This is a genomic window from Actinoplanes sp. NPDC051851 (assembly GCF_040681165.1).
In the GTDB taxonomy this organism is placed as follows: domain Bacteria; phylum Actinomycetota; class Actinomycetes; order Mycobacteriales; family Micromonosporaceae; genus Actinoplanes.
This window is the reverse complement of record NZ_JBFAYF010000028.1, coordinates 58,432-75,380: the sequence shown is the minus strand read 5'-3', so window position 1 is coordinate 75,380 and position 16,949 is coordinate 58,432. Positions and strand designations below refer to the sequence as shown.

Below are 16,949 nucleotides of genomic sequence, written 5' to 3'. Positions count from 1 at the left end.
AAGGCACGGAATCGTCAGCGGACCGGGGTGCCCGCGCCGCGCAGGCTCTCCTTGACCTGACCGATCGTGAGCTCGCCGAAGTGGAAGACGCTGGCGGCCAGGACCGCGTCGGCGCCGGCCTCGACCGCCGGGGCGAAGTGTTCGACCGCGCCCGCGCCGCCGCTGGCGATCACCGGGATGTCGACCACCGCGCGGACCGCGCGGATCAGCTCCAGATCGAAACCGGACTTGGTGCCGTCGGCGTCCATCGAGTTCAGCAGGATCTCGCCGGCGCCCAGCTCGGCCACCCGGGCCGCCCAGTCGACCGCGTCCAGGCCGGCGCTGCGGCGTCCGCCGTGCGTGGTGACCTCCCAGCCGGACGGCTGGTCGGCGGCGCGGCGCACGTCGAGCGAGAGGACCAGCACCTGGTTGCCGAAGCGCTCGGCGATCTCCCTGATCAACTCCGGACGGGCGATCGCCGCGGTGTTCACGCCCACCTTGTCGGCGCCGGCCCGCAGCAGCACGTCCACGTTCTCCGGCGACCGCACGCCACCGCCGACGGTCAACGGAATGAAGACCGATTCCGCGGTACGCCGTACGACGTCGAGCATCGTGCCCCGATCGTCCGAGGAGGCGGTCACGTCGAGGAAGGTCAGTTCGTCGGCGCCCGCCGCGTCGTAGGCCGCCGCCAGCTCGACCGGGTCGCCGGCGTCGCGGAGGTCGAGGAAGTTGACGCCCTTCACCACCCGTCCGGCATCCACGTCCAGGCAGGGGATCACACGCACCGCGACCGTCATGCCTCCACCCTAGCCAGTGTCAACGCCTGCTTCGGCGCGGCCCGGAGCAGTCCCAAAAGCACGCCGCCGACGACCAGGACGCCGCCGATCACGTCGACCGCGTGCACCGGCTCGCCGAGGATCAGCGCGGCCGACGCGATGCCGAAGAACGGGACCAGCATCGAGAACGGGGCGACCGTGGCGGCGCCGTACCGGCGGATCAGGTAGCCCCAGACGCCGAACCCGGCGAGCGTGGAGAGCAACGCGATGTAGAGCAGGGCCAGCACCGCCTCGGTGTCGATCGAGCGGAACGCGGCCAGGTCGGCGGCGGGGCCGTCGATCAGCAGGGAGAGCACGAGCAGCGGTCCGGCGGCGAGCGCGCTGACCCAGACCATGAAGCGCAGGGTGTCCGGCGGGGAGGCCCTGCGGGTGGCCACGTTCGACAGGCCCCACGCCACCGCGGCGCCGATGACCAGCAGGAAGGCCGGCAGGTTCGCGCCCATCCGGGTGGCGACCAGCAGTACCCCGCTCGCCGCCACCACCAGGCCGGCGATCTGCACCGGACGGGGCCGCTCGCGCAGGAACAGGGTGGCGAAGAGCATCGTGAAGATCGCCTGGCTCTGCAGCACCAGCGAGCTGAGCCCGGCCGGCATCCCGGCGGCCATCCCGGCGAAGAGCAGCGAGAACTTGACCACGCCGAGGATCAGGGCGACCGCCGCGACCCAGCGCCAGGGCACCTGCGGGCGGCCCACGAAGAGCAGCGCGGGGAAGGCGGCGAGGGTGAAGCGCAGGGCGGAGAAGAGCAGCGGCGGGAAGTGATCGAGACCGGTTTCGATCACGACGAAGTTGACGCCCCAGACCGCCGCCACGGCGACGGCGAGCGCGAGGTCACGCGGTTTCATGGATGCCAGCGTGTCCCGCGCCCACCGTTAAGCACCAGCGAAAATTGCTACATCCAGGATGTAGCAAGCCTTAACTTCAGGCCGCGGCGAGAGCGGCCAGGGCCTCGCGGACCGTGAAGGCGCCCGCGTAGAGCGCCTTGCCGGCGATCACGCCCTCCACGCCGATCGACTCGAGGGTGGCCAGCGCCTGCAGGTCCTCCAGCGTCGAGACGCCACCGCTCGCGATGATCGGCTTGTCGGTAGCCGCGCAGACCTCGCGGAGCAGGTCCAGGTTCGGCCCGCGCATGGTGCCGTCCTTGGTGATGTCGGTGACCACGTAACGCGACGCGCCGGCCTTGTCCAGCCGGGCCAGCACCTCGTACAGGTCGCCGCCCTCCCGGGTCCAGCCGCGGGCGGCCAGGGTACGGCCCCGGACGTCCAGGCCGATCGCGACGCGGTCGCCGTACTCGCCGCAGATCCGGTCGCACCACTGCGGGTCCTCCAGCGCCGCGGTGCCGATGTTGACCCGCTGCGCGCCGGTGGACAGGGCCCGGGTCAGCGACTCGTCGTCCCGGATGCCTCCGGAGAGCTCCACCTTGACGTCGAGGCGGCGCACCACGTCGGCGAGCAGCTCGGCGTTCGAGCCCCGGCCGAACGCGGCGTCCAGGTCGACCAGGTGGATCCACTCGGCGCCGTCGTTCTGCCAGGCCAGCGCGGCTTCGAGCGGGTCACCGTACGCGGTCTCCGAGCCGGCGGCGCCCTGGACCAGGCGGACCGCCTGACCGTCGGCCACGTCGACGGCGGGCAGCAGTTGCAGGGTCACGTGGATCTCTCTCCTTGATCAGACTTCATGAACGGCGGCGATCAGACTTCACGAACGGCGGCGATCAGACTCAGGAACGGCGGTGATCGGACTTCAGGAACGGCGGCCGAGCACGATGACGACGAGCGCCGGTACCGCGAGAACGAGTAGCACGGTGAGCAGGATCCGCAGCGCGGGCTCCGGCACGAAGAGCCAGACCGCCGCGATGGCGATCAGCGGGACGACCACGATGCCGACCCGCTGGTTCCGGCTGCGGCGGTACAGCCGCCCGTTACTGGGCAGCGACACCTTCGGCGGGGTGGTGATCCGCCGCAGGAACGCCCGGCGCTTCCGGCGACGGGCGCGGGCCGCCTTCTCCCGCTCCTCGACGACGAGCCGCTCGGCCCGCCGCCGCGCCCGCTCCTTACTCACCCTAGACCGGTGACCCAGTTGCTGAGCAGCGCAAACCCGGCGTCCGAGGACTTCTCAGGATGGAACTGGGCGGCGCTGAGAGCGCCGTGCTCCACCACGGCCGCGAACGGCAGGTCGTGCGCCGCCGTGGTCACCTTCGCACCGGCCCGGGACAGCGCGTCCAGGTCCTGTGCCGCGTACGAGTGGACGAAGTAGAACCGGGTGCCGGCGCCCGCGTCCGCGAGCAGCTTGGAGCCGAACGGCACGGTGACCGTGTTCCACCCCATGTGCGGGATCCGCTCGGCGTGCAGCCGGGTGACCGAGCCGGGCAGCAGCCCCAGGCCCGCGGTCTCCACCCCGTGCTCGACGCCGGACTCGAAGAGCACCTGCATGCCCACGCAGATGCCGAGCACGGGACGGCCGGCGGTGACCCGCTCGGCGATCACCGGGCCCGCCTTCAGCTCCTCGATCCCGGCCATGCACGCGGCGTACGCGCCCACGCCCGGCACCACCAGGCCGTCGGCCTCGGCGGCCAGGCCCAGGTCGCCGGTGACGGTGACGTCCGCTCCGGTACGCGCCACCGCCCGCTCCGCCGACCGGAGGTTCCCGGAGCCGTAGTCCAGGATCACCACGGACGGCATCAGAGGACGCCCTTGGTCGAGGGCAGCGACCCCGCGTTCCGGGGATCGATCTCGACGGCCTCGCGCAGCGCCCGGGAGAACGCCTTGAACTGGGCCTCGACGACGTGGTGCGCGTCCGGGTGACCGCCGGGACGGCAGGCGCGCAGCACGTCCACGTGCAGGGTGACCTTGGCGGCGTGGCCGAACGCCTCGAAGATGTGCCGGGTCATGCTGGTCGCGTAGACCGGCCCGATGTACGGCACCAGCAGCGGCTCGTCGTGCACCACGTACGCCCGGCCGGAGAGGTCGACCGCGGCCCGGACCAGCACCTCGTCCATCGGGATGGTGGCCGAGCCGTACCGGCGGATGCCCCGCTTGTCGCCGAGCGCCTGGGTGAAGGCCTCGCCCAGCGCGATCGCGGTGTCCTCCATGGTGTGGTGCGCGTCGATCTCCAGGTCGCCCTCGGTACGCACCGTGAGGTCGAACCCGCCGTGCTTGGCGAGCTGGTTGAGCATGTGGTCGTAGAAGCCCACGCCCGTGTTCAGATCACCCTTGCCGGTGCCGTCGAGGTCGATCTCGACGAGGACCTTGGTCTCGTTGGTGACACGGTCGATCCGCCCGGTACGACTCATGACAGGATCTCCTCAGCGGCGTTCAGGAAGGCGGTGGTCTCGGACTCGGTTCCCGCGGTGACCCGCAGCCAGCCCTTCAAGCCGACATCGCGGATCAGCACCCCACGGTCGAGGAACTGCTGCCAGACGGCCTTCTGGTCGTCGCCGACCGCGAAGAGCACGAAGTTGGCGTCGGAATCGGCGACCTTCAGGCCACGCTCGCGCAGCGTGCTGACGATCCGGTCGCGCTGCTCCTTGATCGCCTCGACGGTGGCGAGCAGCGCCTCCCGGTGCACCACGGCGGCGCGCGCGGCGGCCTGGGTGATCGCCGAGAGGTGGTACGGCAGCCGGACCAGCTGCACCGCGTCGACCACCGCCGGGTCGGCGGCGAAGTAGCCGAGCCGCCCACCCGCGAAGCCGAACGCCTTGCTCATCGTCCGGCTGACGATCAGGCGCGGGTGGCCGGGCAGCAGCGCGAGCGCGTTCGGCGTGCCGGGCCGGGAGAACTCGATGTAGGCCTCGTCCACCACGACCATGCCCCGGGCGGCGGCCAGCACGGCGTCGACCACGGCCGGGTCCAGGGCGGTGCCGGTCGGGTTGTTCGGCGAGCAGAGGAAGACCACGTCCGGGTCGTGCCTCTCGATCTCGGCGACCGCGGCCTCGGGGCTCAGCCCGAAGTCGGGGTCCCGCAGCGCGCCGATCCACTCGGTGCCGGTGCCCGCCGCGAGCAGCGGGTGCATCGAGTAGGACGGGCCGAAGCCGAGCGCCGTGCGACCCGGTCCGGCGAACGTCTGGAGCAGCTGCTGCTGCACCTCGTTCGACCCGTTGGCGGCCCAGACGTTCGCGGTGGTCAGCCCGTGGCCCAGGTAGGCGGCGAGCTCGGTGCGGAGCGCGATCGCGTCCCGGTCCGGGTAGCGGTTGAGGTCACGCAGCTCGGCCTGGACGGCCTTGGCGATCTCCTCAACCACGTCCTCCCGCACCTGGTACGAGTTCTCGTTCGTGTTCAGCAGCACCGGGACGTTCAGCTGGGGTGCGCCGTACGGCGACTTCCCCCGCAGATCGTCCCGGATCGGAAGATCGTCAATGGTCGTCATGTCAGAACCGGGCCTTCACAGCGTCACCGTGCGCGGGCAGGTCTTCGGCGTTGGCCAGGGCCACCACGTGCCCGGCGACGTCGCGCAGGGCCGCCTCGTCGTACTCGATCACGTGGATGCCGCGCAGGAACGACTGCACGGAGAGCCCCGACGAGTGCCGGGCGCAGCCGCCGGTCGGCAGCACGTGGTTGGAGCCGGCCGCGTAGTCGCCGAGCGACACCGGCGACCAGGCGCCCACGAAGATCGCCCCGGCGTTGCGCACCCGCATCGCCCACTCCCGGGCGTCCCGGGTCTGGATCTCCAGGTGCTCCGCCGCGTACGCGTCCACCACCGCGAGACCCTGCTCCAGGTCGTCGACGAGGACGACGCCGGACTGCTCGCCGGTGAGCGCGGTGCGCACCCGCTCCTCGTGCTTGGTCGCCGCCACCTGCACGGCGAGCTCGGCCTCGACCGACTCGACCAGCGCGAGCGAGTCGGTGACCAGCACGCTCGCGGCGAGCGGGTCGTGCTCGGCCTGGCTGATCAGGTCGGCCGCGACGTGCCGCGGGTCGGCGGTCTCGTCGGCCAGAATGGCGATCTCGGTCGGCCCGGCCTCGGCGTCGATCCCGACCGCGCCCCGGAGGAGCCGCTTCGCCGCGGTCACCCAGATGTTGCCCGGCCCGGTGATCACGTCGACCGGCTCGCAGCGGTCGGCCTCGTCCACGCCGTCCGCGCCGTAGCCCAGCATCGCGATCGCCTGCGCGCCACCGACCGCGTAGACCTCCTCGACGCCGAGCAGCGCGCACGCCGCGAGCACCCGGGAGTCCGGCAGACCGCCGTTCTCCACCTGCGGCGGCGAGGCGACGACCAGCGCGTCGACCCCGGCCTCCTGGGCGGGCACCACGTTCATGACCACGGTGGACGGATAGACGGCCAGGCCGCCGGGGACGTAGAGCCCGACCCGGCGCACCGGCAGCCACCGCTCGGTCACCGTGCCGCCGTCGACCACCGTGGTGGTCACGTCGCCGCGCTTCTGGTCGGCGTGCACCTTGCGGGCCCGCTTGATGATCTCCAGCAGCGCCGCCCGGACCTCGGGGTCGAGCGTCTCGACGGCCTCCGCGATCGCCGCGGCCGGCACCCGCAGGCGCTCCAGCGTGACGCCGTCGAACCGCTCGGTCGCCTCCCGGATAGCACTGAAGCCATGCTCATGGACCGCCTCGACGACCGGGCGGATCCGCTCGACGGCCACGGAGACGTCGAGCTGGGCACGGGGCAGCAGTCCGCGCGGGTCCCTCCGGGAGCCGCGCAGGTCGATCCGATTCAGCACGTGCCCAGTCTAGGCCGCCGGGTGGGGGCGCCCGCGAGCCCGTTTCCCCGGGCCCAGGCGTTGAGACGCGACCGGGTGGCGGTACGGCGGGTGGCCGGGCGGATCCGGTGGGTTGACCAAGGTCAGGTGGCGGCTAGGCTGAACGCGTGAGCGATCGGCTGCCGGTCTTCCCGCTGAGCACGGTGCTCTTCCCCGGTCTGGTGCTGCCCCTGCACATCTTCGAGGAGCGTTATCGCGCTCTCGTGCGGGAGCTGGTGGCACGGACCTCGGAGGAGCCCAACGAGTTCGGCGTGGTCACGCTGCGCCGGGGCAGCGAGGTCGCGGAGAACGACGACGGGCCCGAGCCCACCCCCGCCGCGGTGGGCGCCGACGATCTCTACGACGTCGGCTGCACCGCCGAGCTGCGGCACGTGACCGAGCTGCCGGACGGGCGGTTCGACATCATGACCGTCGGGCGGCGCCGGTTCCGGGTGCTGAGCGTGGAGCAGGGCGAGAAACCGTACCTGACCGCCGAGGTCGAATGGCTCGACGACGAGGCCGAGCAGGACCCGGCCGCCGTCCTGCTGCGCCCCCGGGTGCTCGCCGCGTTCCGCGCCTACCTGGAGTTGCTGCGGCCGAACACCGAGGTGCTCGACCAGGTGCCGGACGACGCGACCGTGCTCTCGCACCTGGTGGCCGCGACCGCCCAGCTCACCCTGGAGGAGCGGCAGATGCTGCTGGCGACGCCGGACACCGCGAGCCGGCTCCGGGCCGAGCTGCGGTTGCTCAACCGCGAGGCCGGTCTGCTGGCCCGGGTGCGGGCGGTGCCGGTGCCGCTGTCGGATCTGGCTCGCCCGGCAAGCCCGAACTGACCGGCGCCTCCCCCTCGGGACGGCCGCCGCCGACAGCCTCGGCCACGACCTCATCGCCCACGACCTCATCGCCCACGGTCTTGTCACCCATCGTGACATCGCCCACGGTGCCATCGCTCTCGACGACGTCGCCCTCGATCGGGCCACCCGCGGCGATCTCGTGGTTGGGGCCGTAACCCGGGTGTGCGCCGGGCAGGTCCAGGTCGGGGTCGTTGGACCAGCCGGCCAGCAGGGTGAGCACGATCGCGGCGGCGAACGCCGGGACCAGCTTCGGGCCGGTGGCGTGCAGCTGCGGCGGGGCGAGGTAGGTAGCGCCGTGCGTCACGGCGGCCCGCCAGTCCGCGTACGCGTCCCGGCCGATCATCTCGCCGACCGCGCCGGCCACCCAGCGACCGGCCACGAAGGTGCCGCCGATCACGCCGATCAGCAGCGCCGGGCCCCGGTCGCGGCGCAGCAGCAGCCAGGCCAGGATCGCGGCGAGCAGGCCGAAGCCGAGACCGAGCAGGGTGAACCAGCCGTCCGCGGCGATGTACTGCTCCGGGGACGGGTCGTTGACGACGATGCCGCTGTCGGTGGCGATCACCGGGACGTCCGGCGCCAGCCACGCCCAGAGCAGCCCCAGCGGCACGCCGAGCAGCGCGAGCACCGCCGCGCTGCCCAGGGCGACCACGAGCTGACGCTGCCACGGCCGGTGACTGCCCGGCTCCAGCACCTTCCACCACGGCCGGCGCGGCGGTTCGGGCGCAACCGCGTACGGCTCGGGCAACTCACCGGCGACTATCGGGTCCTCTGGTTGCACCCTGCGATCCTTCCAGATCCGCCCGCGGCCTCAGGCGACGGCCGCCGGACCGAGGATCGACTTGAGATCGGCGCGCAGCGCGGGTGTCGCCGACACCCGCGCCGCGAGCAGCCGGACGATCGTGGTCTTCTTGCCGTTCTGCAGGTGCACGTGGACCTCGCTCTCCCCGGAGTGCCGGCCCAGGATCTCCTTGAGCTCGCCGATCAGCGGCGGGTTCACCCGGGTGACCGGCATGGTCAGCACCACCGGCTTACTGTCCGGGTTATGCGAGATGTCCGGTATGGACATGTCCATCGCCATGATCCGCGGGGTGTCGTCGCGCCGGTCCACCCGGCCCTTGACCACCACGATCGCGTCCTCGGCGATGTACTGCCCGACCAACTCGTACGTGTTCGGGAAGAAGAGCGTCTCGACGCCGCCGGCGAGGTCCTCGACGGTGGCCGAGGCCCACGCCCGGCCCTGCTTGGTGATCCGGCGCTGCACCCCGGTGAGGATGCCGGCGATGGTGACGATCTGGCCGTCCTGGACCGAGCCCTCCTCGTTCAGCGCGGCGATGCTGATGTCCGCGTGCGACTGGAGCACCTGCTCCAGTCCGGCGAGCGGGTGGTCGGAGACGTAGAGGCCGAGCATCTCGCGCTCGAAGGTGAGCTTGTCCCGCTTGTCCCACTCGCTGTCGCCGATGGTCGGCATCGCCACCGTCCCGCCCGCGCCCCCGCCGCCCTCGGTGTCGCCGAACGCACCGAAGAGGTCGAACTGCCCGGCCGCCTCGTTCCGCTTGATCCCGGCGTACGCGTCGATCGCCTCGGCGTGCACCGCGAGCAGGCCCTTGCGGCTGTGCCCCATCGAGTCGAACGCGCCCGCCTTGATCAGCGACTCGATGGTCCGCTTGTTGCAGGCCACCGCGTCCACCTTCGACAGGAAGTCGTAGAAGTCGGCGTACTCGCCCTTCTCCTTGCGGCAGCGGGCGATCGCCTCCACCACGTTGCCGCCGACGTTGCGGACCGCGCCGAGGCCGAACCGGATGTCCTTGCCGACCGGGGTGAACGGGCCGGCCGACTGGTTCACGTCCGGCGGGAGCACCTGGATGCCCATCCGGCGGCACTCGGCCAGGTAGACCGCCATCTTGTCCTTGTCGTCGCCGACGCTGGTCAGCAGACCGGCCATGTACTCGGCCGGGTAGTGCGCCTTCAGGTACGCCGTCCAGTAGGAGACCAGGCCGTACGCGGCGGAGTGCGCCTTGTTGAACGCGTAGCCGGCGAACGGGACCAGGACGTCCCAGACCGCCTGGATCGCCTCGTCGGAGTAGCCGTGCTCCCGGCAGCCCGCCTGGAACGGCTTGAACTCCTTGTCGAGGATCTCCTTCTTCTTCTTGCCCATCGCGCGGCGGAGCAGGTCGGCCTGGCCGAGGCTGTAACCGGCGAGGATCTGCGCGGCGCGCTGCACCTGCTCCTGGTAGACGATCAGGCCGTAGGTCGGCTCGAGGATCTCGCGCAGCGGCTCCTCCAGCTCCGGGTGGATCGGGGTGATCTCCTGGAGCTTGTTCTTGCGCAGCGCGTAGTTGGTGTGCGAGTCGACGCCCATCGGGCCGGGACGGTACAGCGCCAGGACGGCGGAGATGTCCTCGAAGTTGTCCGGCTTCATCAGCCGCAGCAGCGACCGCATCGGCCCGCCGTCGAGCTGGAACACGCCGAGCGTGTCGCCGCGGGCGAGCAGGTCATAGGAGGGCTTGTCGTCCAGCGGCAGGGCCAGCAGGTCGAGCGGCGCGCCGTGGTTGAGCTCGATGTTCTTGTTGGCGTCGTCGATGATGGTCAGGTTCCGCAGGCCGAGGAAGTCCATCTTCAGCAGCCCGAGCCCCTCGCACGTGGGGTAGTCGAACTGCGTGATGATCACACCGTCGGAGGCGCGGCGCATCAGCGGGATGTGGTCGATGATCGGCTCGGCGCTCATGATGACGCCGGCGGCGTGCACGCCGGTCTGCCGGATCAGGCCCTCGATGCCGCGCGCGGTGTCGATCACCTTCTTGACGTCCGGGTTCTGCTCGTAGAGCGAGCGGACCTCACCGGCCTCGTTGTACCGCTTGTCGTCCTTGTTGAAGATGCCGCCGAGGGTGATGCCCTTGCCCATCACGTCCGGCGGCATCGCCTTGGTGATCTGGTCACCCACCGAGTACGGATAACCCAGCACCCGGGCCGAGTCCTTGATGGCGGCCTTCGCCTTGATCGTACCGAAGGTGGCGATCTGGGCGACCTTGTCCTCGCCCCAGCGGTCCGTCACGTACTTGATGACCTCGCCGCGCCGGCGCTCGTCGAAGTCGATGTCGACATCGGGCATCGAGATGCGCTCGGGGTTGAGGAACCGCTCGAAGATCAGCCCGTGCGGGATCGGGTCGAGGTCGGTGATGCCCATGGCGTACGCGATGAGGGAGCCGGCGGCGGAGCCACGGCCCGGACCCACCGCGATGCCGTTGTCCTTCGCCCACTGGATGAAGTCGGCGACGACCAGGAAGTACGCCGGGAAGCCCATCGAGATGATCACGCCGAGTTCGTACTCGGCCTGGGTGACGTGGCCCTCCGGGATGCCGGCTGGGAAGCGCTTGCGCAGGCCCTCGAAGGCGACGTGCCGGAAGTACTCCTCCTCGGAGTAACCGTCCGGGATCGGGAACCGGGGCATCAGGTTCTTGAACTCGAACATCCCGGCGATGTCCACCTTCTCGGCCACCAGCAGGGTGTTGCGGCAGCCCTCCTGCCAGGCCTCGGAGGAGTCGACGGCGCGCATCTGGTCGGCCGACTTCACGAAGTAGCCGTTGCCGTCGAAGCGGAACCTGTTCGGGTCGGCGATGTTGCTGCCGGTCTGCACGCAGAGCAGCACGTCGTGCGCCTCGGACTGCGCCTCGTAGGTGTAGTGCGAGTCGTTGGTGACCAGCGGCGGGATGTTCAGCTTCTTGCCGATCTCCAGCAGGCCGTCGCGGACCCGCTTCTCGATCGAGAGACCGTGGTCCATGATCTCGAGGAAGTAGTACTCCCTCCCGAGCGCCTCCTGGTACATCGCCGCGGACTTCAGCGCCTCGTCGAACTGGCCCAGCCGCAGCCGGGTCTGCACCGCGCCGGAGGGGCAGCCGGTGGTGCCCATGATGCCCTCGGCGTGCTCCGCGATGATGTCGAAGTCCATCCGTGGGTACTTGCCAAGCTGGCCCTCCATGGAGGCCCGCGAGTTGAGCCGGAAGAGGTTCTTCAGGCCGACCGCGTTCCGCGCCCACATGGTCATGTGCGTGTACGCACCGTTACCGGAGACGTCGTCGGACTTCTGCTCCGGCCGGCCCCACTTGACCCGGCTCTTGGTCAGCCGCGAGTCGGGCGCGACATAGGCCTCGACCCCGATCAGCGGGGTGATCCCGGCGTCCTTGGACTGCTTGTACATCTCGAAGGCGCCGTGCATGTTGCCGTGATCGGTGATCGCCGCGGCCGGCATGCCGAGCCGCTTCGCCTCCCCGATGAGTTCCTTGATCCGGGCGGCTCCGTCGAGCATTGAATACTCTGTGTGCACATGCAGGTGCACGAAGGAGTCTGACACCCGGGCCCCCTCTTCTGTTGGACGAGGCTGCCGAGCTTACTCCGCGAACGGCTCCAGCATCACCGACGCGGCACGCAGCCACGCCTGCCGGGTCTCCGGCTGAAGGTCCGCGTATTCGATCGACGAACCGACCTCCAGGGCCGGGTCGTAGGGCACCACGGCGACCGCGCGGGTCCGGGTCGCGAAGTGCTTCTTGAAGTCCTCCAGGAGCGGCAGGTGCCCCGGCGACGGACACGAGATCAACGTCACGGCGTTCGCCACCATGTCGCCCATCCCGCTCTCGTCGAGCACGTCGAGCATCCAGTCCGCGGTGAAGGCGGCGTCCTCCCGGGGCACCGTGGTGATCACCAGCTGGTCGGCCATCCGCATGACCGTCTGCCAGTTCACGCTCTCCACGTTGTTGCCGGTGTCGACACAGATCACGTCGTGCGTGCGCCGCAGCAGGTCCATCACCCGGCGCACGGTGCCCTGGTCGAGCCGCTGGGCGAAGCGCGGGTTCTCCTCGCCGGCGAGCACGTCGTACGAACCGTCGGAGGCGTGCCGCAGGTACGCGTCCAGCTCCTGCAACAGCGCGTCGCCGTGCAGGTTCTCGATCCGGAGCAGGTCGGCGAGCAGGTGCTTGATCGTCCGGGCGTGCCGGGCGCTGCCGGCCCGGAGGCCGAGCGTGCCGCGGAGCTCGTTGTCGTCCCAGGCCAGCACGCCGCGGCCGCGGACGCTGCCGATGGTCGCCGCGGCCAGCACGGTCGCGGTGGTCTTGTGCACGCCGCCCTTGGGGTTGGCGAACGCCAGCACCCGGGGCTGGCCGAGCTTGCGCCGCATCACCGAGACGGCACGCTCCATGCCGTCGTCGACGTGGGTCTGCCGCCACTCGATCCGGGCGCCACTGGGCGCGGCGGGCGGGACCGCGGGCACCGCCCGGGGCACCGCGGTGGCCGGGGGCGGCGCCTGGGCGGGCGGCGAGACCGGGCGGACCGGCGGCTGCTGCGGGGGCGCGCCCGGGGGCGACGCATACGCCTGCGGGGCGTAGTAGCCGTTCGGCTGCGGCGGCTGCACCGGCTGGGCGGGCGCCGGAGGGTACGCCGGGCCGGGCGGCGCCGGCGGGTAGCCGTTGCGCGCGGGCGGCGGGGGCGGTGCGGCCGGCTGCGGGCCGCGGGCCGGCGGGTCGAAGTAGGTGGCCGGCTGCTCACGGTTCTGCCAGCGGGGGTCCAGCGGGTTGACCGGGCGCTGCGGCATCGGGCGCTGCGCCTCGAAGCCCTGCTGCGGGTCCGGCGCGCGGCGCGGCGTCTCGTACCCGTTGCGCTGCTCCAGCGGGTTGACCGGGCGGCCGCCGACCTGCGCGGAACCGCGGCCCGGAGGCGTGGTCTGGCCCCACTGCTGCTGCGCGGGGGCCGCCTGCTCCTGCTGCGGCTCCTCGGCCGGCTCCTCGCTGCGCCCGCCGTGCCGGGCCCGGTCGAGTAGGGCCCGCCAGCGCGGGGTTGGTTCCGCAGGCCGGCCCCAGCCGGTCTCGGTCCCGTCCACGGCTCGTCCTCTCTGCGCCTACCCGACGTCGATCCCCGGCGGGTCACCCCGCCCATGACAGGCTACGGACGAGAACCCTATTCGGGCCACCGCCCGGGTGCCCATCCCCCTGTCGTTCTTGATCACATGACGGCACGCTGGTCGTGCACGTGCATTCACCCGAAACGTTGTCACGTACGGGAGTGGGCTACTGCCCGGACACGCTGCTGGATGCCTCCGCGGAGGCGTCGGAACCGTCGTGAACTGGACTCACATCCACCGACGAGGGTACGGCAACCGGCGTCCCGGACGGCAATCCGGCGGCGGCCGACTCTCCGGCGTACGGCGTGAGTGAGTCGGATGTCACAGGACTCCCGATCGACGACGGTAACCGCGACGGCATGCCCGAGGCAACGCCCGCGACCCCGTTCGGCACCGGCGTCGCCGACGGATCGTCGGTGATCGTGCCCTGCTCCTCGGGGAGCGGCGGCCGGAACTCGGTGTGGTCCAGACTGCGCACCTCGGGGGCGGGGTCCACCGACCGTACACCGGCGCGGAGGGCGAGGCTCACGAGCGCGGCGGGCTGGGCGCGGACCACGGCGGCGAAGAGGCACGCGCATCCCCGCCGGTACGCCACCGCCTCGGCGGCCGCCGTCGCCGCGGCCGTGCCGTACGCCTCCCGCAACCGCTTCTGGCTCTTCCCGGTGCCGTCGGCCGCCCGGGCCAGCCGCAGGTAGTCCGCCTGCTCCTGATCCCTGACCAGGGCCGCCGCCAGCATCCCGGCGGTCACGTCCTCGGGCATCCGGTAGACCGGGAGCAGCGTCACCTGGGTCCGGGTGTCCGGCAGCGGTACCCGGGCGTACACCTGGGCCACCCCGGCACCCGCCAGCAGGGTGCTCAGGCCGCCGACCGGCACGTACTCCCGGAAGCTGACCAGCGCCCAGGTGGCACCGGCGGCCGGGGCCGAGGGATCGGTGAGCGCCTCCAGCTCGTTCCGTGCGGCGTCGAGGTACCCGTCGACGGTCTGGCCCTCGACCACACCGACCCGGACCACATCACTGTCGGTAGCGGTCTCCGGACGGGAGTGACCGGACCAGATCACGCCGAGCATCAGCGTGACGGTAGCGGCCAGCGCCACCCCGGTCATGGCGTGCAGCCGGAGCGAACCGCCCGCGTACCTGACGAGGACCGTACGCAGGCGATGCGCGGGGCCCACGTGTCACTCCTCGGCCGTCAGCCGGCGTCCTCCAGGACGTCCAGCGCCTGTTTCAGGTCGTCAGGGTAGTCGCTGACGAACCGGACCTCATCCTGCGTACGGGGGTGGAGGAAGGCCAGTTCCCGGGCGTGCAGCCACTGGCGGGTGAGCTTCAGCCGGGCGGCCAGCGTGGGATCCGCGCCGTACTGCAGGTCACCGACGCAGGGGTGGCGCAGCGCCGAGAAGTGCACCCGGATCTGGTGTGTACGCCCGGTCTCCAGCTTCACCGCGACCAGGCTGGCGGACCGGAACGCCTCCAGCGTGTCGTAGTGCGTGACGCTCGGCTTGCCGCTCGACATCACCGCGAACTTGTAGTCGGCGGTCGGGTGCCGGTCGATCGGCGCGTCGACGGTGCCGCGCAGCGGGTCCAGGTGGCCCTGCACGACGGCGTGGTAGCGCTTGTCCACCTCGCGCTCCTTGAACGCCCGCTTGAGCAGCGTGTACGCCGTCTCGGACTTGGCGACCACCATCAGTCCGGTGGTGCCCACGTCGAGGCGGTGCACGACGCCCTGCCGCTCGGCCGCGCCGCTGGTCGCCACGTTCTGGCCCATCGCGGCGAGCCCGCCGATCACGGTCGGCCCGGTCCAGCCGGGGCTCGGGTGGGCGGCCACGCCGACCGGCTTGTCCACCACCACGATGTCGTCGTCGCTGTAGATCACGGTGAGCCCGTGCACCGGCTCCGGCACCAGCGAGGGCGGCGCGGCCGGGGCCGGCAGCGTCACCTCCAGCCAGGAACCGGCGACGACCTTCTCCGACTTGAGCCGGGGTACGCCGTCGACCAGCGCGTCGCCCGCCTCGACCAGGGTGGCCGCGGCCGTGCGGGAGAGGCCGAAGAGCCGGGAGACGGCCTGGTCCAGACGCATGCCGTCGAGGCCGTCCGGTACCGGAAGGGAACGCTGGCCGCTCACGCGGTCTCCTCCTTCGTGGCCGGGGTCTCGGACTCGGCCTTCTTGGTGATGCGGCTGCCGTCGCGCTGACGCCCGGTCAGCTCCAGCAGCACGGCGAGGCAGACGCCGACCGTGAGGCAGCTGTCCGCGATGTTGAAGACGGCGAAGTGCTCGCCGTTCGGCCCGAAGGCACTGATCATGTCGACCACGTGCCCCCGGAACGGGCCGGGCGCCCGGAAGAGCCGGTCGGTGAGGTTGCCCAGCGCGCCGCCGAGCACCAGCCCGAGCGCGACCGCCCAGGGCACCGAGCGCAGCCGGGTCGCCATCCAGCCGATCCACCCGATCACCACCAGGGTGATCACCGGGAAGATCCAGGTGTACGTGCTGCCCATGCTGAACGCCGCCCCGCTGTTGCGCAGCAGCGACAGGTAGATCAGTCCGCCGAGGATGCGGACCGGCTCACCGGGCGTCAGGTGCTCGGTGGAGAGGTGCTTGACCCACTGGTCGACCGCGAGGGCGATCAGTGCGGTGGCACCCAGCACCGCGGCCGCGCGCGGGGCGAACCGGGAGGCCTTGTCGGCGTTCAGCGTCGTTCCTCCAACTGCTTACAAGAGACACAGAGCGTGGCGGAGGGGAAGGCGGCCAGCCGTTCGACCGGAATCTGGTTACCACACCGCTCGCACCAACCGTAGTTGCCCGACCCGAGCCGCTCGACGGCGCGTTCCACCTGTGTGATCCGCTCGAGCAGGTTGTTGGCCAGCGTGATCTCCTGCTCCCGCTCGAACGTCTTGGTGCCGGTGTCGGCCTGGTCGTCCCCGGCCGAGTCGGCGAACCGCTCGCGCTGCAGCTCGGTGATCTCACTGAGCACGTGATCGTACTCGGCCTGCAGCTCGGTGAGCCGCCCGACCAGCGCCACCCGGATCTCCGCGGTCTCCGCCTCGCTGCGCGTCCGCCCCTCGGCGGTCGTCCCACTCGGCCGGGTGCCGGTTGCCTTGACCATCGTCGCTCCCTCGGCCGCGCGCGGCGCGGCGATCAGCGGTCCTCGGATTCGTCACCGGCCTCGCCGGCCGGCGCGTGCTCCCTGTCGTATGTACGTGCCCGGCCTGCAAAAACGGCGCGGCCGAAATGCGCCGCGCACCCGATGAGGCTGGCAAGGATACCCACCGTGAGGTGTGCCGACACTCCCCTTCGGCCGGGCACCTCCCGACAAACCGGGATGAATGAGCACCCCGGGCCATCGAATACACGACGATACACCCCCGGTCACCCTCGCATCACCCGTTGTCAACCAGCTCCGCCGCCCGGCCCGTCCCGCAGGGCGGACAGCCGCTGCTCGATCTCGGCCACCGGCGCGTCCACGGTGAAGACCTTGTCCCGGCTGGTCGCGCCGATCCGGAGCGACACCCCGGCGGGCCGGACCCCGAGCGCGCCGGCCAGCGCGCGCCGGACCGCCTCGGTCGCCCTGCCGTCCACCGCGGGCGCGCCCACCGCGACGATCAGGGCCGGTCCGTGGGGTCCCGGATAACAGCCGCCCACCCGGGTACGCCCGGCTCCGGGCCGGACGCGTACCGGCACGGACACCCCGTCCTGCTCCCGTTTCGGCATCGCCG

17 protein-coding genes are annotated in these 16,949 nt (G+C 71.5%); 1 reads left to right on the top strand and 16 read right to left on the bottom strand.

Annotated features, from left to right (window positions below):
* Nucleotides 1-14: 14 nt before the first annotated feature.
* The 8 genes from hisF to hisD all read right to left on the bottom strand — a co-directional run bounded on the left by hisF (nt 15) and on the right by hisD (nt 6,480).
* Entirely contained in the window at nt 15-776 is a 762-nt protein-coding gene (gene hisF / locus AB0M08_RS25455; protein WP_364497886.1) for an imidazole glycerol phosphate synthase subunit HisF, read from the bottom strand.
* Nucleotides 773-1,657, bottom strand: coding sequence for an EamA family transporter (locus AB0M08_RS25450; protein WP_364497883.1), 885 nt, complete (start codon nt 1,655-1,657; stop codon nt 773-775). Before AB0M08_RS25450 ends, hisF begins: the two co-directional genes overlap by 4 nt.
* A gap of 76 nt (nt 1,658-1,733) precedes the next feature.
* Nucleotides 1,734-2,459, bottom strand: a complete 726-nt coding sequence (gene priA / locus AB0M08_RS25445) for a bifunctional 1-(5-phosphoribosyl)-5-((5-phosphoribosylamino)methylideneamino)imidazole-4-carboxamide isomerase/phosphoribosylanthranilate isomerase PriA (RefSeq protein WP_364497880.1) — start codon at nt 2,457-2,459, stop codon at nt 1,734-1,736.
* A gap of 93 nt (nt 2,460-2,552) precedes the next feature.
* Nucleotides 2,553-2,870: a hypothetical protein gene (locus tag AB0M08_RS25440; RefSeq protein WP_364497877.1), complete on the bottom strand. Its 318-nt coding sequence runs from the start codon at nt 2,868-2,870 to the stop codon at nt 2,553-2,555.
* Nucleotides 2,867-3,490 carry an imidazole glycerol phosphate synthase subunit HisH gene (gene hisH / locus AB0M08_RS25435; protein WP_364497874.1) on the bottom strand — a complete coding sequence of 208 codons (624 nt, stop codon included), beginning with the start codon at nt 3,488-3,490 and terminating at the stop codon, nt 2,867-2,869. Before hisH ends, AB0M08_RS25440 begins: the two co-directional genes overlap by 4 nt.
* Nucleotides 3,490-4,101 carry an imidazoleglycerol-phosphate dehydratase HisB gene (gene hisB, locus AB0M08_RS25430; RefSeq protein ID WP_364497872.1) on the bottom strand — a complete coding sequence of 204 codons (612 nt, stop codon included), beginning with the start codon at nt 4,099-4,101 and terminating at the stop codon, nt 3,490-3,492. The genes hisH and hisB overlap by 1 nt, the downstream gene beginning before the upstream one ends.
* Entirely contained in the window at nt 4,098-5,174 is a 1,077-nt protein-coding gene (locus tag AB0M08_RS25425) for a histidinol-phosphate transaminase (RefSeq protein WP_364497869.1), read from the bottom strand. Before AB0M08_RS25425 ends, hisB begins: the two co-directional genes overlap by 4 nt.
* 1 nt (nt 5,175) lies before the next feature.
* Nucleotides 5,176-6,480 (bottom strand): histidinol dehydrogenase, encoded by a 1,305-nt coding sequence (gene hisD, locus AB0M08_RS25420; RefSeq protein WP_364497867.1) that lies wholly within the window; start codon nt 6,478-6,480, stop codon nt 5,176-5,178.
* A gap of 146 nt (nt 6,481-6,626) precedes the next feature.
* Between hisD and AB0M08_RS25415 the strand changes: the two genes are divergently transcribed.
* Nucleotides 6,627-7,331 (top strand): LON peptidase substrate-binding domain-containing protein, encoded by a 705-nt coding sequence (locus AB0M08_RS25415; protein WP_364497864.1) that lies wholly within the window; start codon nt 6,627-6,629, stop codon nt 7,329-7,331.
* On the opposite strand, the gene AB0M08_RS25410 is transcribed toward AB0M08_RS25415, so the two are convergent.
* The 8 genes from AB0M08_RS25410 to AB0M08_RS25375 all read right to left on the bottom strand — a co-directional run bounded on the left by AB0M08_RS25410 (nt 7,246) and on the right by AB0M08_RS25375 (nt 16,944).
* Nucleotides 7,246-8,130 (bottom strand): hypothetical protein, encoded by an 885-nt coding sequence (locus AB0M08_RS25410; RefSeq protein WP_364497861.1) that lies wholly within the window; start codon nt 8,128-8,130, stop codon nt 7,246-7,248. The genes AB0M08_RS25415 and AB0M08_RS25410 overlap by 86 nt on opposite strands.
* 30 nt (nt 8,131-8,160) lie before the next feature.
* Entirely contained in the window at nt 8,161-11,700 is a 3,540-nt protein-coding gene (gene dnaE, locus AB0M08_RS25405; RefSeq protein WP_364497858.1) for a DNA polymerase III subunit alpha, read from the bottom strand.
* Nucleotides 11,701-11,736: 36 nt separating this feature from the next.
* Nucleotides 11,737-13,218, bottom strand: coding sequence for an AAA family ATPase (locus AB0M08_RS25400; RefSeq protein WP_364497855.1), 1,482 nt, complete (start codon nt 13,216-13,218; stop codon nt 11,737-11,739).
* Nucleotides 13,219-13,405: 187 nt separating this feature from the next.
* Entirely contained in the window at nt 13,406-14,413 is a 1,008-nt protein-coding gene (locus AB0M08_RS25395; RefSeq protein WP_364497853.1) for a hypothetical protein, read from the bottom strand.
* A gap of 17 nt (nt 14,414-14,430) precedes the next feature.
* Nucleotides 14,431-15,315 carry an RluA family pseudouridine synthase gene (locus tag AB0M08_RS25390; RefSeq protein WP_364498028.1) on the bottom strand — a complete coding sequence of 295 codons (885 nt, stop codon included), beginning with the start codon at nt 15,313-15,315 and terminating at the stop codon, nt 14,431-14,433.
* A gap of 41 nt (nt 15,316-15,356) precedes the next feature.
* The gene (gene lspA / locus AB0M08_RS25385) at nt 15,357-15,881 is read right to left on the bottom strand and encodes a signal peptidase II (RefSeq protein ID WP_364497851.1); all 525 of its coding nucleotides are present in this window, start codon (nt 15,879-15,881) and stop codon (nt 15,357-15,359) included.
* Nucleotides 15,882-15,922: 41 nt separating this feature from the next.
* Entirely contained in the window at nt 15,923-16,339 is a 417-nt protein-coding gene (locus tag AB0M08_RS25380) for a TraR/DksA family transcriptional regulator (RefSeq protein ID WP_364497848.1), read from the bottom strand.
* Between the two features lie 284 nt (nt 16,340-16,623).
* The gene (locus AB0M08_RS25375) at nt 16,624-16,944 is read right to left on the bottom strand and encodes a DUF167 domain-containing protein (RefSeq protein WP_364497845.1); all 321 of its coding nucleotides are present in this window, start codon (nt 16,942-16,944) and stop codon (nt 16,624-16,626) included.
* Nucleotides 16,945-16,949 lie beyond the last annotated feature (5 nt).